Source organism: Marinilabilia salmonicolor (genome assembly GCF_003003035.1).
GTDB classification, from domain to species: Bacteria; Bacteroidota; Bacteroidia; order Bacteroidales; family Marinilabiliaceae; genus Marinilabilia; species Marinilabilia salmonicolor_A.
In genome coordinates this window covers 16,898-41,262 of the sequence record NZ_PVTS01000011.1, presented here as the reverse complement: position 1 = coordinate 41,262, position 24,365 = coordinate 16,898, and the positions used below count along the sequence as shown (strand labels likewise).

The window sequence follows — 24,365 nt, the reverse complement described above, 5'->3', positions numbered from 1 at the left end:
GTTTTTAGAGCTGTTTCTGGTTAGAAAGCACCAATTGCCAGGCTTGCGAAGCCGCCAAAAACGGAGTTTACTAATCGTAAATGAGTATTTTGGCCGCAAGCGTAACGACGCAATTGGTACTTTATGGACAGAAACTTATTACAGGACAAAAGGATATTTATTAACCGGAATTTTTAATTGACATTTATTATGCAAATCGAAGGAGTCCCCAAAGCTTTTTTACGACAAGAGGCTCGTGAATACATCGACCTTTATGCCTCGTTGGGTGAACGAGCAGAAGTATTTCTGCCTAACTTTGTCTTCGATAATTTAAAGGCTTTTGTGCGCCTTTGTTATGAAGAGCCCAATGATCCGGCACGTCAACAGGCCGAAATTCAAAAGTTCCTCCTTAAATTTCGTGAGGAAATTCCAGGGTATTCGGACATTTCTCTTATGCTCTATCCTCACGAGGACTCGAAGGCATTTATTTACAACTCCCTGAAACAGGGTTTTAACCGGCGTCTTGGTTACTTTGCAGACCATGACATTGTGAATAAACAGCAGAAAAAGTGGATTGAAAACATACGAAATACGCATGATTTTTCCGTTGGTACGCCTCCTGTAACTGAACAAACCATCGATTTCCTGGCCAAGGTGATTATTGGTGATGCGCCTGTGGAGTTGCGTCGTTTTCGTGATGTCATAGGGGTTATCGGAGATATTGATGAGGCTCACTGGAATTATCTTATGGATACTCTGGAGCAGATGATCAATCAGAGTACCCATTATACCACCAAAGCAGAGAAAAGTAATTTTCTGCACCGAACCGAATGGGCAGTCAACTTTAAAGGTCTTAACGGACTTATCCGGACTGTCGTGTCGGGAAACAGCGATACCGCTGTGGAGCTGATAAAAGGTGAGGTGTTCGGTACAAGCTCTGTGCGAGTGCTGGAAAACACCAAAAGCGAAGAACTGTATGAGTTGATGCAGGAGGATACATCCAGCGTTTTTGTGGTGAAAGTGAAACATATGCGTAAGAATATGTTTGCCGGTTCCAAATGGTTCCCGCTTATTTCGCGCATCGTGGTTATTGACGACTCTCCCGAATCACATGCTTCCAATACCTCTCTTGTTTTTAGTTTCCACAACGGGGTTATCAACACCCTGAATAAAGTTCATACCAAGAAGCTTGGAGCTCCTGCCAATACGCAGCTCAACCTCAGGTTGATACTTGAGAATGTGAACAACAAGAACCTTGTGGAATTTAAAGAACTGCTCGATAAGAAAATTGAAGATTACAATCAGGAACTTGACGAAATAAAAAAAGAACAGCTGGGGCAAACCAATGATCAGGTGAAGAATACCAATCTGTTTAAATTTGATTCATTTTCTCGTCAGATTCTTAAGGACCGATATTCCCTGGCACGTTTTCGCGATTTTATTCAGTTTATCCAGAATGCAGCATCACCCGAAACGCGTGAAAAACAAAATGATGACCTCATCAATACTTTTGAAGATCGCATTCGTAAGTATTTTTATTCGGACACTCCTGCCTTGCAGATTGCCACAATCCTTGAAGGAGGTGGACGAAACCAGATTCGTACCTATGGCGAATATCTGCTTCAGCGTAAGGTGAAACCCATTGAGGATAAAATTCTTGACAGGTGTAAAACCATCATAAACTTTATTCCTGATAATTACAAAAGGACGCTTCATAACCATTTTCATAAAAATTTCGGTGTAAATCTCTTTATGGAGAAGTATCAGAAATTCATTGCAAAAATTGACAATGAATCTGATAATAAAGGCCGGTTCCGCAATGTGCTTATCGACCTTGGCGTGTATAAAGATTTTGAAAAGCTCAGCGAAGAAGATCAGAAGGTTATTAAAGGGTTTATTAGTGATCTTGGAAACCTGGACAAGACCTCTATTTCTGATGATGTACAGATGATTATTCGCGATTTATTGTTTTATCGCGATAAGAGTCCGAAGCCGTACATCATTTATAATAAAGTGCTTGCATGGGAATATACAGACCTCTTTTCAGACGATAAGTTTTACATCAATCCGTTTGATATTGAAATTGAGAATCTGGAAGATCAACGGATTGATTATGAACGCCTGCTGACAAAACTTTCCAGAATCAAAAACACCTTACAGCTTTTTGATGCAAGCGGCAATTTGTGGGATCGGTTCTGTGAAAATGTTACCATCATCATTAATGATCCGTCCAACCCTACAGGATACAGTGATTTCAATCGTGAAAGCCTGATTGAGTTTCTGAAGTTTGTTAACAATAGCAAAATTACACTGTTGCTTGACGAGGCTTACACCGATAGTGTGAAGGTGAAAGAAGAGATGATGCCCAAATGGCGGTCCATTTCCCGTTACATCTTCAATAATGAGAATGTTTACTCTAAAATGCGGGCTGTATCGTCACTTTCTACCACCAAAAACCTGGCAGGATCGGGCGATCGTCTTGGTGCTCTAGTGGCTACTCCGGCCATGAAGGAGGTTATTGATTATTCCCGTAAACGAAATCAGGCTGTCAGAGGCAACAGCAGCTCTCTGTACTTCCTGAATGCCGTGCTTGAGGTTGGTCTGAAGGCAAAAGCATTGAAGGATAAACTGGAATCGAGATTGCCTAAAGATGCCAGCCGTAGCCGGATTGTCAATCAGATTGAAAGCTTTATCGTTGCCTCACTTGCTGATGACGGTAAAAAGAAAACTGCGACAGGTGATTTGGTACGTGCCGGATTCGAAGGTAGTCCCATGCACCTGTTTTTACTCGATGAGTTGGTGTCATTAGCCAAACTTGATATTCTGGGACTTCCCGATGACTTTAAGTACAAGGATGTGCCTTTCTATATCTATTACGGAGGTGAACTTGTAAAAGGTTTGAACCGTTTCAGAATCAACAAAAACTTCAGAACGGAATCCAATCTGCGTCTAAAGACAGCCGCCAAAATTGCTGAAGAGGTTATTCAGGAACTGGAGGTTGAAGATGTCTCTATTATCCATTCTGATGGTTCTTATCTCTTCAATTTGTTGTTTAAAAACTTTGGCAGTTACAACGATCTTGAAGATTTTGCTAAAAAAATTGCCGGTGAAAGAGGAATTTCAGCGCTACCATATCGCACCGGAGTCGTTCGCTTCTCATTGGGTGGTTTCATTGAGGGGACATCCAAAAGTTATGAGATTTTTGAAAGGGAAGTACGAACAGCCTTTACCTTATTCTTAAACTACTGGAAAAAACTGCAGGCTGCACGTAAGGCTGAACCAAAAGCTGAAGTTCCGGCGTTGATGAGTAAAATCCTGAATTCCGGAAAAGATAATGAATTCCTGAATGCTGTATTTTCCGATTATGAACAGGTACGTGACCTGACTAAGAAAGTTAATCAGTCGTTACTCATCAATGAGAATCGTTCGCTTTATCATGCATCCCCTCAGGTTAGTGGTGTCTCCATTACCACCATCGGAGATTCTAAAAATTCAGTGATTGAATTTCAGGGGAATGTGGGTGATTGCCGGGATGTGGAAGAGTTTGTGCGTAGCAGCGCATTTACAAAAATATATGAGAATTTACTTCCGCAGATCTACAAGAAGATTCCTCAGCTGAGAAATCTTAACTTCAATATAGTTGCTTCGCGTTTTAGCAAAGCCACCATATTGAAATACATTAACAATAAGAAAACTTTCCATCCGAATCATTACGTGCTCGACGATCCGGAAGAGAAGAACATCATGCGCGAAATCCTGATTGAGATGGAACGTCTGCTCTTCTCGGATACGAAAATGAAGATTCTGACGCTTCAGGCCAGTGGTGACTACTACATGGATGTGGCTCGTCTGGAAGGTGTGAATGCCGTGCTGAAGAAGCACATTCAGGAAATACTCCTGCACTTCAACCTGCCATTTGAGCAGGCAACCATCGAACCCAGTCGTCGCGAAATGATACGCATTGCCTGTGACCTTTTTGAGGAAGTCACCGGATTGGCAGTTAAAGACTTTGATTTGGAACGTTATGTAAGTCACTTTGTGGAAACCCTGCGTCAGGATAAACAGTTTTCTGAAATTGGCATCTCTGCCAGAAGTCTCGGGTTTATTGCAGATGTGGTGAAGCGTCGTGTTTTCGAAAGCGACCTGTCGGTCAGCGATCAGGTGCTTTATCTCTACCTGCTGAAGAACGACAACAGTTTCTTCAATCATGTTACCAAGAAGATGCAATTTCTTCAGGATCGTATAAACAGTACCGATGATGCCGATCTGAAGATATTTACAGAGAATATTCTTACCGATATTCTTCCTCAGGAGGTGGACGACATCATGAATTATATCCTTCGTAAGAAAGATATAAAAGTGGACGAAACCCGTTTGGCTGAGGTGACCCAGAAAGTTGTGGGCTTCCTGATTCTTCTTCAGAATCTGTCAAAAGGTACCGATTATTACCATAAATATACACATACACTTATAAAAGTGTTGGATACCTATTTCAGACGTCAGAATAGTGATGTGAACCAGATGATTCAGCATGGTATCACACTATTCCGTAATTTTGAAGTTAAGGACAAAACCCTCAAGGAGTTTAACGGAGGATCTCTCAACTGGATCAATGACGTGATGACCAAGTGTGGGGTGATTTCTGTTGAACAATCGGTTCAGCGACACACACGTATCTCCACCGATGCCAAGAAGCGTGAATATCCTTTCCACAAAATTGATCGTGGAGATGATGAACCTATGTATCTGTTGGATATGAATCGTAACAAGTCGAAAAACGATTATATCAAAGCGCTTTCGACCAAGCCCGATTCCAAATTCTTCGAACGCCGACTTGCTCGTTTTGTGGCCAATATGGATCCCGACGATTATCGCTGTAAAATAATGAAAAGCGGTGTCGTAACCCAGTTGATTATTTTCCAAAAGGGATATATTAAATATCTGACCGACTTTTTCAGACTGACTCAGTACAAAGATATTTCACTTGAAGAGGCCGAAAACTTTGTGCCTGATGTATTCCTGTTGCTGGGAGCTCCGGAAAAAGTAATCTCATTTCCGCAGGTTGGGTACTTCGATATTAAAGGACCTCGTGGTAACATCAAAACACTGGTGACACCCCTGCGTAAGGAAGCCGATTATTTTGGTGATGTGAAGAAGCCATGGCTCACTATGATGAATGAGCGGGTGAAAGAGATGGGTGGTATTCCCAAACACGGATCACTTTTTGCTATTGAGTTGGAAGATGGTTCCATTTTCGTGGTGGAAGTGGATGGTGACAGTGGGGTAGGTAAGTCTGAAATGCTTGCCGGACTCACACTTAAATGGTTGGAACAGAATCTTCCGGGCGTTCGCTCCATCAAGAATGTGGCTGGTGATATGTACCATGTTTTCCGTGACAAGGAGGGAAATATTTATGGATTTGGAACTGAAGAGGGCGACTTCTCACGTGTTACAGATTTTGATCCGGAATACATAAAGTATTATAAATACCTGTTTGAGAGTAGTGCCGACAGTAATGTGGAAGATCTGAACTCCAGAAGTACTATCAGCGGTCTGTGTGAAATTCAGATGCCTTACAAGATTGATATCATTCTTACTGCTCACAACTATTCCAAGGAGGAAGCCGGTATTACCAGAGTCAGTAATCCTGAAAACTTCCTGCTTTACATCGATTCGCATGGTGAGCGAAAAGAAAAAGCAACCAGTCAGGATGGACCACACTTTCAGCGTACCCTGTCGCGTTATACCGCCGATAAGAACATTGTGGAGGTGTTGTCGCAACACGGAAACTATCTGGATGATGTGCTTGATTGGGAAATTGATCCCAAAGATGGCAAGTATTATCTGGCATCCTCATACAAAATGATGGATAAGGTAGATGTTGAAAAAGTGGTCAACCAGATCTTTATGGGTAAAAAGATACCTTTCGAAGATGAGAAATGGCTTGTTACTCAGGTGAATTTCGATATCGTGAAAAACCGCTTTATTGCTCATGTGGAACTGAATGATCAGATGGAGGATGTGATCCTTTCAAGAAATATCTTCAGCTCTATCTTCGACTCCCTTGCCAGTACCCCTGCAGGACAGCCGTTTATTGCTCAGGACGGACAGATTGAGCAGCGCTACCAGCTGATTGATGTACTGAGTGGCGGGCCCGACGGTAATGGAGAAGGTTCCAAGATTGAATGTGGTATCGTTTCCACTGAGATCGGCAAGAAGGGGAAAGAGATTATGGGACCACAAAAGGCTGCTCAATCGCTCACCAATCTGATTAAGGAACTGCGTGCCAATAGCAGTGAGATCAACGATAAGAAAAATCACGTACGTAGAATTGTACGTGAGAAGTATGGTCACATTTTCACCAATGGTCAGAGCAGTAATGAGCTGTGGAGATACAATTTTTATCTTTATCAGTTGGATAAGATGATGAAGGCAGAATTTGTCAGGATGGATGATCCTTCAGTTTCTGTGGATATGAGTGGTGTCAATATGTTCTGTCCTAAAGACAAGAAGGAAGAGTTCAGCCCACTGTTGGTGACTCCTAACCTCAATATTGAGTTGAGCAGCTTTGGGGAAACCTGTAATGAACTGATGAGTTTGCCCAACTATCCCGATTTTGCTCAAGAGTTCCTTGAAGATTCAGGAAAACTCTACCAGGCCAAAGGATACAGCGACGAAACGATGATCAACAATATGATTACCCAGTTGCTGCTGATGGATGGTTACATTGAGTTTGACGATTTGATGAAAGGACGAATCACCGAAAAAGTGAATCGTGAAACCATTGCAGCTGCAAAGTATGCAGTGCTTAAAGAACTTGAGCGCCGCAAAAAGGGTGGAGCAAAGGATGCTGATGCAACGAAAGCAAAGGCTTCTCAATCCAAGGGTCAGCCTGCAGGTGGTAAGAAAAATGATGATGCAGACAAAAGTCAGTCAGGAAAATCAAACAAGAAGTAATTCCTGATGGGGCTTAGAAATAAAAAAGCCGTTCTTCCGATTTTGGGATGAACGGCTTTTTGTTCTTTAATATCTCTATTATTCATTAACCAATGTGAAGCGTTGCGCTCCGTTATTCGATGAAGTTGAAATGAGAATGGGGCCTTTGCCTTCTCTCAGCTTTTTCTTCTTTGATTTTCCAGGGATGTAAAGAAAACCGTAATTGGACGCCAGATCAAAAGTGAGTTCATTCATATCGTTTCGGAGTTCCATCTCAATTCTTCCTTTGGTAGTTTCAAAATAGGCATTGTCGGTTAGCAGGATGTTTTTCCCCACCAGGTTGCCGGAAATGGATATCAGACGCAACGTTCCTTCCACATCCGTTAACCATACATCCCCGTCATCATTGGCAGTCTCAATATTGCCTTTGAGGTTGTTGAGGGTTATCTCACCGGTGGAGGTTCTTAGCATCAGGTCACCAGTCAAATTATTGATGGTTTGGGTACCTGTGTTGCTTTGGGTGTTAATTTTACCTTTCAGATTTTTAAGAGTCAGGGCTCCGGCGTCGGTAACAATGGTGGTGGATGCATCAATGTCCGTCAATTCAATGTCTCCCTTTGTGGATGTTGCAGACACTTTTCCGCTCAGTTGGTTTACACTGATACCTCCGGTGGAGGTTTTGAAAGAATAATCACCCGTTAAGTTTTCCACAATTATTTTTCCGTAAGAGGCGTGCGCATTTACATTACACCCCTTCAGGTCTGAAGCTTCAATGTAACCCGAAGCTGTTTTGATTTTAATTTCCGTGCCGGCAGGTAATTGAATCTCAATTTCACCCGACTTGGTGGATACATGCTCTGAAGGAACAGCCACCAACAAAGTGAGTTTTCCTGCTTCGGTTTGGTCATTGATGCCAAAACCTTCAATGTCTTTGGATGCTTCAATAAAACTGTTTACGGTAACTTGCGGGGTGGCCGATGGTTTCAGTATTACTTTGCAAAAATCTCCTTTAATATCAACCGATGTTATATTGTCGTATGTTTTGGTGGAACGGTGAACCTCTTTTAAAGGGGCTGCTACCGAGATTAAGCTGAAAAGAAAGAAGAATACTGATAGTGTAGAAAGATGCTTCATGGTTTATTATTTTTATTAACTTAAATCATTACAAAGAAAAACAATTTGATGTAATTTTGGCCTCTTTGAAGATTTCATTTAACGTAAGAAAATGGCAAAAGTTTTACGAATTTCATTTCTGCTGGTATTTACCGGTATTCTTTCATTTTGTAGTGTAAAATGGCAAACTGCCACAGAGTTTGTGGAATCACGACCCGCTTTTTCTTCCATTGAGGAGATTAAACCGGATTCCATGTACTCCAAAGCATGGTTGTTGTGGATCAATCAACCATTGGATCACAACAATCCGGACAAAGGATTTTTTAAGCAACGTGTCTGGCTGTCTCACAAATCCCACGAAGCTCCTGTGGTCTTGATTACAGAAGGTTATATGGCTCCTGGAAATTTTACATCCGAACTGGCTTCTTTACTGCAGGCCAATCAGGTGGTTGTGGAGCATCGGTATTTTGGAGAGTCTGTTCCCGATTCTGTGCAGTGGGAGTACCTGACGGTGGAGCAGGCTGCTAAAGATCATCATCGGGTAGTTGAAGCCTTGAAGGAATTCTACAAAGGCAAATGGGTTAATACCGGAATAAGTAAGGGAGGTCAGACCGCAATGATTCACCGGGCTTTTTTCCCACAGGATGTTGATGTTACTGTTTCCTATGTGGCGCCATTTAATTTTGAACGGGACGATCGCCGTTTGGTGGAGTTCTTTGACAGTGTGGGCACAGCCGAACAACGCAAACGAATTGCCGTTTTTCAAAAAGAAGTTTTGAAACGCAAGGAGGAATTGATGCCCTGGTTTAATGATTTGGTTGCACAAAAAGAATATACTTTTAGAATGGGGAAGGAGCGTGCATTTGAGTTGTCAGTGCTTGAATATCCATTTAGCTTGTGGCAGTGGGGCGGACCTGTGGATGAAATTCCCGAGCCCGGGGCAGATGCTGAAGTGCTTTTTGCCCATCTGCATCAGGGAAGCGATTTTGGATATTTTTCAGATCAGCAGTGGGAAGAAATTGGTCCTTTCTTTTATCAGGCATATAAAGAGCTCGGGTATTATCCATACCTGGCAGCTCCATTCAAAGATTTTCTGGATGAAATAAAGGAAGATACCGTTTCCAATCGTTTTATGGCTCCGGAGGTGGAAAATCTTTCTTTTGATGAGCAGGTGCCGCTCAGCATATTGAAAAAATTAAAGAAGATTGATCCTGAAATGATTCTTATTACCGGGGAGAATGATCCCTGGAGTGCAACATCCCTTGAACCTGAAGGGTTTAGTAAAATGTTGAAAATTGAGAAACCTGGAGGGTCACATCGGACCAGAATAAATAATTTACCGGACTCCCTAAAAAACAGGGTGATGGACCAGCTTGAAGTGTGGCTGAATTAATCAAACAATTTATTATAAAGTAAAAAAGACGGCCCAACGTTTTGGGTCGTCTTTTTCTTTTTGAACATGGGTTACTTGGGTCAGGCTGCGCTTTTTGGGTTAAAAAAAGCACAAGCACTTTCTGACACACACAAATTTAAGAATTTATCTTTCCGGTGTTTCTCATTAATGCCTAAATGATTGTATTCTTTTACGAATGTTCGTTTTTTTGTGATAAATGGAAAGAGTATGGGGCCTTTTCTATTAAAATTGCCATCAGGGGCTTTTTTCTTGATTCACAATTCTCAGAGTTCAAAAAAAACAACTAAATTTGAAGAAGAACCATAAAAACAGATAAAAATGGCAAGTATTCGTGATTTAAAAAAAGACATAAACTTCCTTGCTTCGGAAATTGTTACTGAAGCTTATGTTCGTAAAATGATATTTGATCAGATTAAAGAAGAAGATTTTAAAAAGGTGGTCACTGATGCTATTGATTTTCGGAATGATGTCATTGCAAAGGTAAATCATCCCGACGGGAAAGATGATCCCAAAAAAGTGAAGGCTTTTTTCAAGGGAATCAGAACCGAAATGGATAAAAGATTCTCTGAGTTGGTTGAGGCCGTTAATAACCTGAAATAATCTGATTTTGATTGTTTGTAGAGGCCGGGCGCATCAATGTTTCCGGCCTTTTTAATTGCTATGCGTTATATAGCAATCAATTACAGGTGTTTGTTGAAAAAAAGAAGATCTTCCGCTCTTTTTTTGAATCAAAAAGCTCTTTTCTGCGTACAAGAAATCAAACTAATTTGATTGCGGAGTCAATCAGTTTATAAACGGAATCGGTTTAATTTTTTTAATTTAATGTACCTATGAAAAAAGTTTTTACCAAACACTTTCAGTATACCGGATTGGATGATTACGATATGTCTCTTGATGATCAAATGAATTCATTTTTGCAGGAGGAAGCTATTACACCTGAACAAATTCTTGATCTGGAGTACTCATCACATTCAAGCCAGGGAGTTAACACCTATTCTGCATTGATTATGTACTCGGTGGAGAAGTAAATGCATGAGACAACGTTTTTAACGGTTCGTTAAAAAGGGAAAAACAAATTGGTTGTTTTTCCCTTTTTTGATAATTTTACTTTGTGATTGTCAATCAGAAGTTTTATCTAATAATCAGTCGAATGGGTTGGTTTAATTGGTTCTCCAAAGAGAAAAATAAATCTGAGGACGCAGCCTCCAAAGAAGTTGCTGCCCCTGCTGAAAACAGGTACGATCATAATATTGGGATTGCTCTTAGTGGTGGCAGTGCCAGAGGCTTTGCTCACATTGGCGTTCTCAAGGCACTTGATGAAAACGGGATGTCACCCGATATTGTTTCCGGCACAAGTATGGGATCTCTGATTGGAGTGCTTTATGCAGCCGGATATAGTCCTGATCAGATTTTGGAAATTGTGAAGAAGGATAAGATCTACAATCTGGTTTCACTGCGCATTGGTCAGAATGGTTTTTTTGAACTGGATGCCGTGAAGAAAATTCTCAAAGACAAAATTGAAAAGGATGATTTTTCTGCGCTTAAAAAGCCGTTTTATTTGTCGGTTGCTAATATTACCGACGGTAAAAATGAGGTGAAAGGCGAAAAAGGACCGCTCATTGATTTTGTTTTGGCTTCCTGTTCCGTTCCGGTAATAATTTTGCCGCAGGTGATTGACGGTGTCACGTATATTGATGGAGGTTTGTTTGACAATCTTCCGGCCCGGTCCATAAAAGATAAATGTCAGACTTTGATAGGGGTTCATGTGAATTACAATGGTCCCATGAAAGAAATAGAGGGGATGAAAGATATTGCTCAGCGGGCTTTTAGTCTTGGAGTTGAGCAAAATGTAGTGGAGAGTCGTAAGTTGTGTGATTTTATGATTGAACCGGAAGAGATGAAAGAGTTTACCTTTTTCGATTTTGACCGGATTGACGATTTGGTGGAGGTAGGTTACAAGGCGACATTGAAGTTGATAAAAGAGGAACTTGCTCCCGTCCTTAAAAAAGATAAGATTGAAGAGCAGGAAACTCAAGCCTGACTTAGCGTAGGTGCAGCCAGGCTCCAAAGAGTTTGTTGCCCTCAGGATCAACAAAAGGAATAAAGCCACTTATCGGTTTGCCATCAAGCATCTTCACCGGGTGTTTTTTGCTTTCTTTTTGGCAAAATTCCCTCCATCCTTCTTTAGTAAAGATGCCTGTTTTCCATTTCCCCTTTGCTTCAGGGTGCATTTTTTGTTTAAAAAGGACATTGGCATATCCCATATTGTACCGCAGGTTAATCTCCAGACAGGGTTGCAACTTTAATTTGCCGTTGGTGTCTTCTGTAAATATTCCGTCAATCCCGGCAGGCCCCGTATAGTGTTTATTTAAGCCCAATGCTGAGACTCCTTTATGCAGAAGTTCTGATGCCTGTTCAATGGATTCAGATACAAGCTTTTGGTCCCTGAACAGGGGAGAGGAAGTTTCCGGAATTCCGATGGCACAGCCGGCAAATTGTCCGGATGCTTCGGCATAGAAGTAATTGTGTCCCAGAAATGTTATTTCATCAGGATTCATATAAAACTGGAAAGAGACATCCTGAACTTTCCTGAGCATCTTTTCAATGTATATTTTCCCCTGTCTTTTGAGCATCCCTTTTACCCAGAGGGATTTTTCGGGTGCATCTTCAGCGGTTCGTATTCTGAACAGTCCTCTTCCTGATGCACTGAAGGGTGTCTTGACAATCAACGGAGGAGATTGCTTTTGGAGGATCTCGGTGAGGTTTTCTTCTTTGTAAACTTCCATGGGCATATCCGGAATGGTAATGAGGGAATATGCCGATGGGTTCGCACTTTTTATGGCAAAGATCTTTTTCAGAAGTTGATAACTGGTTTCTCTGCTCAAAATACCCGCCAGCTCTTTTCTCCAGTTGGCAAAGGGGTTTGATGACCAGAGTGGATGGCTAAATGGTTCCCAGGGCTTAAAATGTCTGTAAACAGCCGGACTCCAGCCCCAGGGAGAAAACCACAGGTTGTGTTGATCTTTGGAGGAAAGATCCTCGGGGGAGGTTACCAAAGAAGGTAAATCCCAATTGAACCGTTCCAGATGTTGAATAGAATTGCCTTCCTTCTTTCTGACCAGGATGTAATCTTTTTCAGTGCCCAACAGCCATGGCAGAGCAGCCATATCCATTTCGAAATGATGCAAGTGTCGCGGAGGCATATAGGATACTTCCCCATTGGCAATGGCCATTTCGTTGGTGGGGTTGAAAAAGAAGAGTCTGGAATACATCAAAAAATTTTTGGCAAATCTACAAAACTATTCTTTTTAAACCTGGCTTATTGATTTCGTCGATCTTTGATTCATAAGGGCTATATAGTATGTCTATATAATCGTAAATGAGTATTTTGGCGGCAAGCGTAACGACGCAAGTGGTACTTTATGGACAGAAACTATATAGCTTTAAATTTTGATTTTGGTGCCCCACAAACCGGGCACTGCCAGTCGTCGGGCAACTCATCAAATGGGGTGCCCTCTTTGTCGTTTTCATAAACAAACCCGCATTGCTGGCACTCGTATTTGTCCCCTGATTTTTCTGAGTCTGTTGATTCTTGTTCATCAATGTGGGTTGGGGCATTGGCAGGAGCCGTTCGCTGTTTTTTCTCTTTAAATTCCGCATAAGTCATTGCAGGTTTTGTTTCGTCCAGCAATTCAGTCTGAAGCACTTCGCCAATGAAAATAAGATGGGTGCCAACATCAATCGGTTTTACCACCTTACATTCAATCCATGCAATGGCTTCGTTGAGAAGAATTGGAATTCCGGTTCCCCCATATTCCACATTCATCCCTTTTAGTTTGTCAATGTCTGCTCCACTTTTGTAACCGAATTTGTCAATGATTGCCGTTTCAGCCTCATTATGGAGAACTGAAATGGAATAACTTCCGGTTTCTTTTATGATGCCTGCAGTGTGGTTGTCTTTGTGGCAGCAGGCCGCCATTTGCGCAGGGCTTGCTGTTACCTGAAATACACTGTTCGAAATATAACCGTTTCCGTTGCTCTGATTACCGGAACATACGACATACAGTCCGTAAGACATTCTTTTGAAAGCTTCTGTGTCAATCATGTTAATATGGGTTTAGTCGTTTTAATCTGATTTCTTTTGTGTCAGTTACGTAAAGATAATGTTTATTCCCGATCTTCTTTTTATCAATAAAAGGAAATTGTAACTTTTTTAAAATCAAAGCAGTTGTTTCTTCTACCTTAAAAAAATCGCAATTTTTGGCTTTGGGGGCTTGCAGAGACCTTCAATTTGGTTATCTTTGCACCGTCTTAAAAACAAGACAACATTATTGCTCGGGATGTAGCTCAGTCCGGTTAGAGTACTCGTCTGGGGGGCGAGGGGTCGGAAGTTCGAATCTTCTCATCCCGACTGAAAGAAAATTTTCAAATAAAAACAAAACACAAAAGCCGCATGAACGTCACTGTTTATGCGGCTTTTGTTTGTTTTAGCACTTCTTTTGTTGTTGTTCAAAAAAACATTTAAAATCGGTTTTTGTGATACATTTGCGATACACAAAACACGTTTTTGTGATACCATGTAACACGTTTTTTTGAAAACAGATGGAGCAACAAGCAAAGTACAAGTTTGTCTTCAATAGGAGAAAGAAGAAACTTGAAGACGGCGACAAAGCACCGTTGGAACTGGAAATTTACTTCAGCCGGACAGAGCGAAAGTACATTTCAACAAAAATTTTTCTGGAACCGGAGCAATGGGGAACCTCAGGAAGGTACAAAGACAAAGTCAAACCCTCCCACCCCAACTACATTTCCATGAATCAATATCTGCATAACATGATTAGTGACATTCAAAACTTTGAATATTCACTGATCAATAGCGGCCGTAAATTTTCAAAATCTGTCCTGGAAGATTTTGTTAACAACAAGAACACCCCCTTCGATTTTATCACTTTTCTTGAAACCGAGGCTGAAAATGATGAGCACATGGCTTACGGCACAAGAAAAGAATGGAACTACACCATCAATATTTTTAAGGAATTCTGCGGTGAAAACCGTTGTGAGTTCTCAGACTTCAACTATGAAAAGGTGGTGGCTTTCGACAAAATGCTACGGGCAAAAGCACTTAAGCAAAACACCATTCACAAGCATCACAAAAACCTGTTGCGCTTTATCAACATAGCCATTAAGCGAAAGTATATCAAATCTGAAGACAACCCCTACAATGATTTCTCTTCCAAAAAGGTGCCGGGAACCAGGGAGAATATATCTCTTGAAGAAGTTCAAAGAATAGAAGACCTGGAATTCCCGGAAGTTGGCTTTGAACAGATCAGTTATGTAAGGGATTTGTTTCTTTTCTCAGCCTATACCGGAATTCGTTATTCTGACCTGATGGCCTTAAAAGAAAAAAACATTGAATCATCAGAAGAAGGATACACTATTCGCTTTAAACAAGCCAAGGTGGAATACGCCAAAACCACGGACGTTGTATTGCCATTGTATCTAATGTTTGAAGGGAAACCCCAGCAAATTCTAAAAAAGCTGCTTGAAAAAAGAGACGGGACATCCCGGATCATCAAACCAATAGCGAATCAGGTTGTAAATCGTCACTTGAAAGCTATTGCCGTAATGGCCAAAACCAGGAAAGCAATTAGTTTTCATGTGGCCAGACATACCTTTGGCACTTTACTGGCGGATATTACAGCCAATCCCTATCTGATCATGGAACTCATGGGACACAGCGATATAAAAACCAGTATGATTTACATCCATCAGAGTGAACAGCGGCTGAAAAAGCAGTTGCAGAATGTGAAATGGAACTAAAAGGAGCCGACTACAGCACTTATGCAGATGAAAGGTGCTGAAAAGGTCGCGAAAAGTGGAGTAAAGCTCGGGAAAGGTCAGGATGACTCCACCTTTCCCGGGAGAATCACCGGAGTCATAACGTTCTTTGTAAAGGGTGATTTTTTTTGTGCAGGGAGTCAATTTCACGTTTAAGAGCAGTGTTCTCTTCTTCCAGAATATGAATACGCTCTTCCCGGGAGTCGATGAGATCATTGAGAACGTGGATGGTGGTTTTGGCCTCTTTTAGCCTGGCATGAGATTTCTGAATCATGGAACCTTCACCGGTGAGCAACCAGTAAATGTTTAGCTCCGGGTATTGGTGGATGATGTTGCTGATCTTATCAGGTTGCAACGACTTTCGCATAGCACTGACAAACGATTCAGATACACCTATGGTTCGGCAAAAATGTCGTTCACCAACGCCCCGGTACCTGATAAATGTTTTAAGTCTCTCTTTTACTGACATTTTGAAAAATCTTACATGAAAGTGAAAAAAATTTTATTAAAATTTAGAATTGAATCTACTTTTATTCTATGTTTGCGTTTAACATATCTTTACTTATCAGGTATGTTAAAATAAATGATTTTCAGTTTATTAAAGGTTTTAAGCAAGAGGGCTTTTAATAGGGGCGGGCTGAAAACAAGAGTAAAGATTGAAAATAATAAAACTTAAAAACAAAAATTTAATAATCAATTTCACAAAATGGTTTGCAGGGTATGGCACAGAGTAAAACCCTGCATTACTTAACTTTAAACATAATTGTATGGAAACCCAAACACTTCAGAATCCGTTTGAAGTCCTGATGTCCGAAATCAGACTTGTCAGAAGCGAACTTGCCTCATTGAGTAGCCAAATTGTATCCATATCGGATAAAGAAATTTTTGACACCGAACAGGCTGCCAAAATCATCGGAGTACACCGCAACACATTGGTTCAAATTCTTCGACGCGGTGAAATCAAAGCTCAACGTTCAGGAAGGAAATACATCATAACCCGCGAAGCCCTGGACGAATTCCTTGCAGAATCAAAAACTACCGGAAGACGCCCTTATTATTAGGGCATTAAATAGAGAAAGGGGACTTTTTTGAGTCCCCTTTAATGAGCATTATTGGCGATAACACTCAAATTTCACAAAATGACAACCACAGGGTGGCACCCCTATGGAGGTCGATTCACTTTAAACATACTAAAATGAATTCGGTCCAAAAGTACAAACCTTTGGCTAGAAAATCAATAGTCAAGCCTTATATAAAAAGGGAAAGTTTTCAGCTGCATCAGCAAATTCTGGATAATTTTATTTTTTACACCAACCGGAAGATTGATGAGCAGAATCGTAATTTCCCGGAAGCCAGGCGAAAGAAACTAACCGAAGCACACCGTTCACTTCTGCAACAACTCTACTTTGAAGCTGTCAGCCAGTTTGAGCTGAAGCTTTCCCTTTTTGAAAATACGGAACTCTCACCGCTTCCTGTTCCTGTCGGCAGTCCGGTACGTATTAATACCAACAACAAGGATCTTGCATATCGATTGAGTCGGAGTACTCCGAGGGCAGCCTCTACCGTTTACCGACGTCTGGAAAGACTGAAGGAATGCGGTGCCATCGTTAGTAAAATAACGCATGGTGTGAAGGCCAATTATGATTTGTACGTTCATCCGGAGTTGATCTTGCTCTGGGATGCAGAGGATCCGGAATATCATCCGACGTCAGAATTTTTAAAAGGCCAAAATTCAGCGCTTTATCTCAAAGAAAAAGCAAATTGCAAACCATCTAAAGTATCTGTTTCTTTCAGAAAAAATAAAAAAATAATGCCGGTTAATTCCCCGGGTGTTGATAACCCAGAATTGTCACTTTCCGAAAAGGCCAATGAAATGCGGGATTTAATAAACCCCAAAAAGACACTTTTAAAGACACCGGAAGTAGGTCAGAGTGCAGGCCCTGAACGGAGTGAATGTTCTTTGGAAGGGGCTGCTGTGCAAAATTTCGACGAGCCGGGGGGCGCGCGCGATTATGTTAATCAAGGAGAGTCAAATGCCCGGAAAAGGTCGCTGCTGGCAGCTGAATACCTCTACAAATACGCTGTCTGGCTTCTTTGGAATGCAGATCCTCAGCAGGACAACCTGCTTTTGCCAGACCATCTGAAAACCCTCTATGGCGGCCAGCTTTGGAATGGGCGTAAAATTCACCGGCCGGAAGAGAAGCAGACCATCGAATACTTGGCGGCCAACTACTTCTGCCACGACACCTCCCCAAAGGCTTTGGAGACACAACTCGAAAACCTGCGAAATCGTCTGCTCATGGCTTCCGGTTATCTCCGCAAAAAAGAGTATTACCTGACGGGTCAGTGGTTTGTTTCCCCCTCCATGTTTTTTCACAAAGACAATCCCAATGGTTTGATGGGTACATTCAGATGGATTACGCAGAAGAAGATGTGGCAGGATCGCAAGACAAAGCAGAAGACTGAACGCAAGAAGCTGTTGCAGTGCGTGGATGACTACCTGCAGAATCCCACCATTGAAAACTATACCCGGCAGCTAAGTTCCGTAAGGCGCTGCATCCCATACCTGGAGGCAGAATTCATTCAGCGTGTTTCCAGTTGTCCAATGGGAACAAAGCCAACTGCCGAAAAGGGCAACGAACACTTTTTGTCTATGTTGGAAGAGATCAGGCAGCTGAGAAGCACCAACCAGCCTTTCGAACTTGTAAACGCTTAAAACCTTAACATCATGGGAAAATTTTTTGATCCGGATACCGCTCTGTCCTATGCCTGGATTGTATTTCGAAACGGAACCTCAACCAACCGGGCGTCTGTCACCAAGTGGGATCACTACTCACTACAGTATGGTGCTATGAAGCTGAAGCGCTACGTTATGCGCGCATTTAACGAGTCTGAAATTCAGAAAGTCATCATCTTCGATAACAGAACAAGAAAGGAAATTGATCGGATGATCCCATTTACCGATTCCTGGAATGACCATTATCCGGGAAGAAACCTTGAAAAACAAGGGCCTCGAAACGAGAATTCCCCTATTCATTAATTTCAAAAACAATTTTATGGAAGTAAAAATCAAGGGGTGTGTCCCCAAGTCCCTCTTCGCCCGGATGTACATGCGCGAAGGGGTTTACTCGCGTCCGGTGGAAGCCTTCTCCAGGATGCTGAAAGAGAGTCGGGAGGTCATGGAACAACTCCGGGCTGCCGGATATGCGCCTACGCACAAAACGCTGACTCCACGGCAGGCCCAAATAGTCATTGACCACTTTGGATTGCCCGATATCGATAGTCCCGAAACTAAAAAGTATTTCTCATGTTCGACCACTGTCACACCCTCCAGGAGCTAAAGACCGAGTACCGTCGCCTGGCCCTTGAATTTCATCCCGACAAGGGTGGCAATAAGGATGAGTTTATTAAAATCCATTTGGCCATGAAGCAACGCCTGAAAGAGCTCTCCGGCAATTCAGCGTTTCGGTTTCCAGATTTTTTACCCGAGGAAGTTTCCCGGAAAATTGTAAACCTGGGCTTTGAACTGCTTGATGATGCCATAGTTTCTTTGAAAGAGAAGATTAGCAACAGGCTTTTTGATCGTCGCAATTAAGGTCAGCGCCGCTCAGCAACCACCAAACCCCGATAACAGCCAAAAAGCCAGATGAATCCCGGTTATCTGGCAAAAAACAACAGAAACACCCATTAAACCTGAACAACCCCGAAAGGGGAATCTTCCTGCTGCTAATTTCGTTTCATGAATCGGAAGAAAGCAGTTTTGTTTGGGTTATTTGCCGTCGGAACCGGCATTGCAGTAAAGAAACTCTGGTCGCTGATGGACATCAGTGACCGGGTTTCTTTTGTTATTTCCTCTTTCAAGATCCATAACCTGGTTGTTCCCTCCAATATATTGGACATTGCGGCCTACCGGGTAGTCCTTTCGGTGGGTATCCGAATTTACAACCATTCTGAGAATACGGTAAATCTCCAGATTCCTTCGGTAAAAGCATATTACAACGGACAGCCCATTGGTTATTCCACTCCTGATGCTTCCACTACTGTCATTATGCCCAATAGTGCGGGTGAAAAGAGCATCAGAATAGAGATGCCTGTTCACGCGCTCAACAGTAACGGGGTAACGCAGGACATTCTTAATAACTCAGCTCAGCTGAAACAACTCCTGGCCGAGCATCTTAGTTTTTCCATAACTGTAAAGGTTAACGGTGCCACCATGACCACCACCAAATCACTGGAAGGGACAGGTCTGGCATTGTCGGCAGGCCCCAGGAAAGTGAAAGATGGCTCCAAATTCAATAAATACTTCCCCAAACCGGATAATAAGAACAAACGACTTACCAGCAATGGCGAGGTGGAAGAGGTGGTTGACCTGGCCATTCAGATTGTCCGGGATCATCATCGGGAAGCAGCACAAATAGCGGAGGTTCTGAAAGGGCGTACCGTACAGGAAACAGCGGCCAACATCTTCGAGTTTGCTTACAATTATCTGCAATACCGCCGCGATCGTCCCGGCGTGGAGGAGCTTAGAACACCCGCGCGCAGCTGGCATGACGGCCAGGTGCGTCACAAGCAGATGGGCATTGACAGCGCCGGTATTGATTGTGACTGTTATTCCATTTTTTGTGCTTCCATCCTGCATTGTCTGAATATCCCTTTCAAATTCAGGATAACAAAATATTACGGACGAGACTACTACCAACATATCTACGTGTGCATTCCCGCGACAGACAATAACCCGGAAATAATTATTGACCCGGTTCTGGACAGCTTCAATTTTGAGAAGCCCTATTCAGAACAAAAAGACGATTTTAATATGGCTTCACTTTACTCAGTAGAAGGATTGGCAGGAATGCCCATCGAAATGCTCCATGGTCTGGAAGACCCGGATATCGAAGAAATCATCTCCGGAAAAACATTTTTGGAAGGGCTGGATGGCCTGGGAGATGTGTCGGACGAGGATGTCTTGAAGAAAACCTACAATTATCTGGTAAAAACACGGGATGCGATCCAGGTCAATCCTGCGTTGGTACAGAACTTCACCAATGATTCGACCAGTCTGCTCAACATGCTCAATGATGCCATCAAATACTGGCATACGCCCATGCGCGATCAGGTGCTGGAAAGATTGGAAAAGTATGAAGAGCTTCTGGAAAACAGTGGCGTTTTTAAACTTTCCATCCAAGGCCTGGACGGTGGTTTGGAAGGTGGGTTCTTTAAGAAAATCGGGAGGTTGGCTAAAAAAGTAGGAAAAGGTGTTTCCAAGGTGGCTAAGAAAGGCTTCAAGACGATTACCAAGATTGCAAAACCTCTGGTTGCCCCGATTTTAACGGCAGTAGTTGCTTCCAACCCGTTAACCATGGCACTGGCCCCGGCAGCCGGAAAACTTACATCCTCACTGGTGAACAAGTCAGGAGGAAGCTCTTCCCGTGGAAAAACAACTGTTCCGGTTACAAAAATGGTTCAAAGCGTTGTTGCCTCCAGCCGTCCGATGGCTTCCAGGCCTGCAACGATGAAATCTGCCACTGTTCGACCAACAGTCAGGACACAAACTTACAGCAGGCCTGTGACAACCGTTTCTGCACCTCGTGTGACGGTCAGGGCCCCTGTTCAATCTTATGCTACTCCAATGCAAACCATATCAACTATGTCAACACCAGCACCAGTTCAGCAACCGGGCTTTCTGGCCAGGCACAAAAAGAAGTTACTCATTGGCGGAGGACTTCTTCTTGTGGGAACAGCAGCTTATGTAATGTTCAAGCCTAAAAGAAAGCCTGCAGCCCTGCCACGAACAACCAGCCGCCCCAAAGCCCTGGCAGGCCCTCCGGCACCCCGGCGGACTAAAAAGAAAAGAAAGCCTGTCAAAAGAAAGGCGGCAGTACGCAGAAAAACCCGAAGAGGCGTAAAAAAAGTGATTCTTCGGTAAATGAGAGAAACCCCTTAAAAATTTCACAAAATGGCAAAAAGAAAAACAACAACCAGAAGGCCTCGAAGGTATGCAAGCAGAGCATCCCGCAGGCGTTCCTCCCGTGTATCGGGAGATAAGATGATGGACGATTTAAAAGTTGCAGCTGCCGTCGGAGCAGGACTTATCCTGGGAAAATCAGTGGCCGGCTTTGTTGAACAAGGCACCAATACCGTGAGCGGTATGATGGGCATTGACGGCACCGACCTGAAAGATTTAATTCGTCCCGTGGCCACTGCAGGCGTAGGTCTGATAGCTAATCAGATGATTCGTCACCCCCTGATTAAACGCATGGGATTAGGCGTTGCTGCTTATGGTATTGTGGATGGAATTCAGAAGTTCACCGGTCAGAAGATGCTTGCCGGCCCCGGCCTGGGAGATGTTCCTCCTTCGTATCAGGCACTGCCCGAATATCAGATTCCCGTGATGGGGCCTGACGATGATCAGGATGTGAATGCGGAGAAAGTATCCGACCAGATTCAGGGATCCGCTGATATTGGCGACTTATCTGCCGTGACCAGTGATGAGATTACTGCAGGACTTGATGGAGACGGCTCTATCTCGGCTATTGATGAAGATGATGATCTTTCCATAACGGCGTAAGATTCTAACAACTGCTTTTTTCCGATAAACAACAGTTTTAACCACAAATTAATTAGATGCCATGATTGAAGGTTTAGAGTATGCCAGCTCTTCCATGGAAGAGGAAATCGAAGGTGTATTGGGTGAGATCGGCGTTCCTGCCCAGGTGCGTCGTCCCGCTGCCAAAAGAATTTCACAAAAAGCGGTAAAACCCTTTGTTCGTCAGGCCCACAGCGCTGGACAAAACAAAGGTAAAAACAGTGTAATGACAGCTGCGGCTTTTCGCACTGATATTACCTCCAAGGGCTACTTCGAAATGAAGAAGAATGAATTGCCTCCGGAGATTGTAAAAGGTCTTTCCAACAGGGCGCTTCAGGTGGTGGATGCCAACATCTACGGAATTAAAGCCATCGAAGGCAAAAGTGTTATTGATCTGCTTACCAGTAGCGATGATAAGGCAACAGGACGCAGCAACCTGAATGGTGCCAAGCTCGATTTGAATGAGCATTTCCTGGTTACTGCCGTGTGTCTTGACTTCGGAACATTCCCGGATGGCGGAGCTGCCACAGACAGTGATTTTGTGGATGATCTGCCGGCCAAAATTAAAAACGGTGAGTTTGAATTAAAAGTGGGAGCTGAAAGTTTGTTGCCTGAAAATATCTCCTGCGAGATTTTCAACAACGAAAGTACCGATGGTGGCAAACCTCACATTTTCAAACTGGATCACCCCAAGTGGATCAAACCCCAGATGGAAATTAAACCCAGGTTGACCATGACCAAAGCCGGATCAGCGCTTGAAGCAGTGAAGTTCACGCTTATCGGATGTAAAGTCCACAAGAAGTAAGGGCTTTATGTTTCTGATCCTGCTGTGGATTTTTTCAAAGAAAAGGCGGCTGCAGAAGCCGTCTTTTCTTACCCCTAAAAAAACTAAAAAACACTCTGTCATGGAAACTGAAGAACTGGGTGCGGTAAAGAAGAAAGCTCAGCCGCAACCTCCCAAAGGCAAACAGAAGTATCAGGTTTTAAGGCTTCAGGTAACCGAAGCCGGACAATCGCAATTACTCAATACCAACACCAAGCAGGAGCATGACCGGATTACCGGTGTGTTCATCAATGTGGATCAACAAAATGCCCTGGTGGGCTCCATGCTTGATCTTAGTATTGATGATACGGAGATCATCCCTGAAGGCTTTGAGGCGGTGTTGATCAACCGCACAGTGGGCGTTAGCATCAACGATATGCCTTATGAATTTGAGGTACGTGCCCGCAACAGCAAAATCAAGTTGAACTACAAAGACGGTGCAGCTCCCGGAGCGGTTTACCCCTACACGGTAAGCGTTTATTTGAGGGCTGTTGATTATTAATTGTTCATCTTTCCGGCATGGCAAAGAAAGTGCTTATTCATACCCATCAGGCTTTTCCCAAAGAGGATTTTATGTCAGATATTCAGTTACCGCTCAACACACGGGAGGTTACCGGAATGCTGGTGAATGCCTACGACCGGGAAAAAGGTGTTACCGTTTCCTGGGGGTACGACCATCTGCAACCTACTTATACGGCAACGGCTTTTCTAAGTGACAATCAGGGTCTCCCGGCATTTTTGGGACGAAACGTCCTGGAAGATGGCGCAGGCGATCAGGCGCTGACAGAATCAGCACGTGATCAGTTTGTCCAGGCGTTGATTTCCGAATATATCACTGCCCTGATAAACAGGGAGCAGGATCCGGAGAAGAAAAGCATTTTCACGGCTGATTATCTTACGGGAAAGCTGGCAACGCTGAAAGAGCGCGTAAATGCCGGATTCTTTGCCATCGGTCTTAGGCAACGCTGGTACGTTCAGCTGGGGGTTAACAAACAAAAGCTGGTGGATGGAAGCTATATCTACGGCACAAGAGAACCGCTTAGATTTGTCAATCAACAGAAAGCCTGGACCCCGGAAGATTTGAAAGCCTGGTACCAGAATTTTACAAAGGAGATGACATACAAAACCGGGGCAACCACTCCCAACTACCGGAACACCTTTTTTGAGGAGCCTTCCAATTTTGCCCGGGAAACCTATGAAACGGCTACTGTTTATGTGACAATTTTTTCGGGAGGGCGCGAAGCAACAAGAGAAGTCAATGCCTATACCTGGTTTGGGAATCTTTATGGCTACCCGGACGCATCCTGGTTTGGTTATGTGCCACAGACTTACAACATCTACAGTTTTGACGCTTATGAGACGGCCCGCATTGTCCTGAACCACTATTTCAACCACATTACCTGGGTTAAATCGGGCAGTTACTGGCAAAACATCAACTGGGACAAATCCAATGTGGGAGAACTCAGTGTGTTGTTCAACAGCGGTCGTGACATTGCAGTCAGGGATATGCCCATCGATTTGAACATGAACTCCAAGAGTGTGCATTACGATCTGCTTCGCCTTTCGCAAAAGGAACAGGTCAACTCCTTTGTACGACTGGTTTTTAAAAACAACGGACGGGCAGTCAACCCTTTTTATGTGAAAACTTACTTCTTCTACGAAACTATTTAATTGTCTGA

The 24,365-nt window shown here is 43.1% G+C and carries 20 protein-coding genes and 1 tRNA gene; 17 read left to right on the top strand and 4 right to left on the bottom strand.

Annotated elements, in window-relative coordinates:
• Positions 1–189: 189 nt before the first annotated feature.
• Positions 190–6,936, top strand: coding sequence for an aminotransferase class I/II-fold pyridoxal phosphate-dependent enzyme (locus BY457_RS12100; RefSeq protein WP_106153669.1), 6,747 nt, complete (start codon positions 190–192; stop codon positions 6,934–6,936).
• 78 nt (positions 6,937–7,014) lie between these two features.
• Here the strand turns inward: BY457_RS12100 and BY457_RS12095 are convergent, their stop codons facing one another.
• A complete protein-coding gene (locus BY457_RS12095) occupies positions 7,015–8,049 on the bottom strand; it encodes a DUF4097 family beta strand repeat-containing protein (protein WP_106153593.1) in 1,035 nt (344 codons plus the stop codon).
• 91 nt (positions 8,050–8,140) lie between these two features.
• Between BY457_RS12095 and BY457_RS12090 the strand changes: the two genes are divergently transcribed.
• From BY457_RS12090 to BY457_RS12075, 4 genes are all read left to right on the top strand, one after another.
• Positions 8,141–9,421 carry a S28 family serine protease gene (locus tag BY457_RS12090; protein WP_106153592.1) on the top strand — a complete coding sequence of 427 codons (1,281 nt, stop codon included), beginning with the start codon at positions 8,141–8,143 and terminating at the stop codon, positions 9,419–9,421.
• A 339-nt stretch (positions 9,422–9,760) separates the two neighbouring features.
• On the top strand, positions 9,761–10,042 hold the full coding sequence (locus tag BY457_RS12085) for a hypothetical protein (RefSeq protein WP_106153591.1): 282 nt from the start codon (positions 9,761–9,763) through the stop codon (positions 10,040–10,042).
• Positions 10,043–10,272: 230 nt separating this feature from the next.
• Positions 10,273–10,470 (top strand): hypothetical protein, encoded by a 198-nt coding sequence (locus BY457_RS12080; protein WP_106153590.1) that lies wholly within the window; start codon positions 10,273–10,275, stop codon positions 10,468–10,470.
• A 122-nt stretch (positions 10,471–10,592) separates the two neighbouring features.
• On the top strand, positions 10,593–11,483 hold the full coding sequence (locus tag BY457_RS12075; protein WP_258176714.1) for a patatin-like phospholipase family protein: 891 nt from the start codon (positions 10,593–10,595) through the stop codon (positions 11,481–11,483).
• Position 11,484: 1 nt separating this feature from the next.
• On the opposite strand, the gene BY457_RS12070 is transcribed toward BY457_RS12075, so the two are convergent.
• Positions 11,485–12,714, bottom strand: a complete 1,230-nt coding sequence (locus BY457_RS12070) for a hypothetical protein (RefSeq protein ID WP_106153589.1) — start codon at positions 12,712–12,714, stop codon at positions 11,485–11,487.
• A gap of 161 nt (positions 12,715–12,875) precedes the next feature.
• Positions 12,876–13,547: a flavin reductase gene (locus BY457_RS19365; protein ID WP_106153588.1), complete on the bottom strand. Its 672-nt coding sequence runs from the start codon at positions 13,545–13,547 to the stop codon at positions 12,876–12,878.
• Between the two features lie 231 nt (positions 13,548–13,778).
• Between BY457_RS19365 and BY457_RS12060 the strand changes: the two genes are divergently transcribed.
• Both BY457_RS12060 and BY457_RS12055 read left to right on the top strand, forming a co-directional pair.
• Positions 13,779–13,853 (top strand) — tRNA-Pro (locus tag BY457_RS12060).
• Between the two features lie 191 nt (positions 13,854–14,044).
• Positions 14,045–15,262, top strand: a complete 1,218-nt coding sequence (locus tag BY457_RS12055) for a site-specific integrase (protein WP_106153587.1) — start codon at positions 14,045–14,047, stop codon at positions 15,260–15,262.
• A gap of 115 nt (positions 15,263–15,377) precedes the next feature.
• Here BY457_RS12055 and BY457_RS12050 read toward each other — a convergent pair whose 3' ends face one another.
• The gene (locus BY457_RS12050; protein WP_106153586.1) at positions 15,378–15,749 is read right to left on the bottom strand and encodes a hypothetical protein; all 372 of its coding nucleotides are present in this window, start codon (positions 15,747–15,749) and stop codon (positions 15,378–15,380) included.
• Between the two features lie 298 nt (positions 15,750–16,047).
• Between BY457_RS12050 and BY457_RS12045 the strand changes: the two genes are divergently transcribed.
• The 10 genes from BY457_RS12045 to BY457_RS12005 all read left to right on the top strand — a co-directional run bounded on the left by BY457_RS12045 (position 16,048) and on the right by BY457_RS12005 (position 24,357).
• On the top strand, positions 16,048–16,341 hold the full coding sequence (locus BY457_RS12045) for a helix-turn-helix domain-containing protein (RefSeq protein ID WP_106153585.1): 294 nt from the start codon (positions 16,048–16,050) through the stop codon (positions 16,339–16,341).
• 161 nt (positions 16,342–16,502) lie between these two features.
• On the top strand, positions 16,503–17,996 hold the full coding sequence (locus BY457_RS12040; RefSeq protein WP_146130980.1) for a hypothetical protein: 1,494 nt from the start codon (positions 16,503–16,505) through the stop codon (positions 17,994–17,996).
• 12 nt (positions 17,997–18,008) lie between these two features.
• Complete coding sequence (locus tag BY457_RS18905; RefSeq protein WP_146130979.1) at positions 18,009–18,320, top strand: hypothetical protein; 312 nt, start codon at positions 18,009–18,011, stop codon at positions 18,318–18,320.
• Between the two features lie 16 nt (positions 18,321–18,336).
• On the top strand, positions 18,337–18,621 hold the full coding sequence (locus BY457_RS12035) for a DUF4248 domain-containing protein (protein ID WP_181256470.1): 285 nt from the start codon (positions 18,337–18,339) through the stop codon (positions 18,619–18,621).
• Positions 18,588–18,875 carry a hypothetical protein gene (locus tag BY457_RS12030; protein WP_106153582.1) on the top strand — a complete coding sequence of 96 codons (288 nt, stop codon included), beginning with the start codon at positions 18,588–18,590 and terminating at the stop codon, positions 18,873–18,875. The genes BY457_RS12035 and BY457_RS12030 overlap by 34 nt, the downstream gene beginning before the upstream one ends.
• A gap of 144 nt (positions 18,876–19,019) precedes the next feature.
• Positions 19,020–21,203 (top strand): hypothetical protein, encoded by a 2,184-nt coding sequence (locus BY457_RS12025; RefSeq protein WP_106153581.1) that lies wholly within the window; start codon positions 19,020–19,022, stop codon positions 21,201–21,203.
• Between the two features lie 30 nt (positions 21,204–21,233).
• Positions 21,234–21,845, top strand: coding sequence for a hypothetical protein (locus BY457_RS12020; RefSeq protein WP_106153580.1), 612 nt, complete (start codon positions 21,234–21,236; stop codon positions 21,843–21,845).
• 61 nt (positions 21,846–21,906) lie between these two features.
• A complete protein-coding gene (locus BY457_RS12015; RefSeq protein ID WP_106153579.1) occupies positions 21,907–22,668 on the top strand; it encodes a hypothetical protein in 762 nt (253 codons plus the stop codon).
• 100 nt (positions 22,669–22,768) lie between these two features.
• The gene (locus tag BY457_RS12010) at positions 22,769–23,188 is read left to right on the top strand and encodes a hypothetical protein (protein WP_146130978.1); all 420 of its coding nucleotides are present in this window, start codon (positions 22,769–22,771) and stop codon (positions 23,186–23,188) included.
• 17 nt (positions 23,189–23,205) lie between these two features.
• Positions 23,206–24,357, top strand: coding sequence for a hypothetical protein (locus BY457_RS12005; RefSeq protein WP_106153577.1), 1,152 nt, complete (start codon positions 23,206–23,208; stop codon positions 24,355–24,357).
• Positions 24,358–24,365 lie beyond the last annotated feature (8 nt).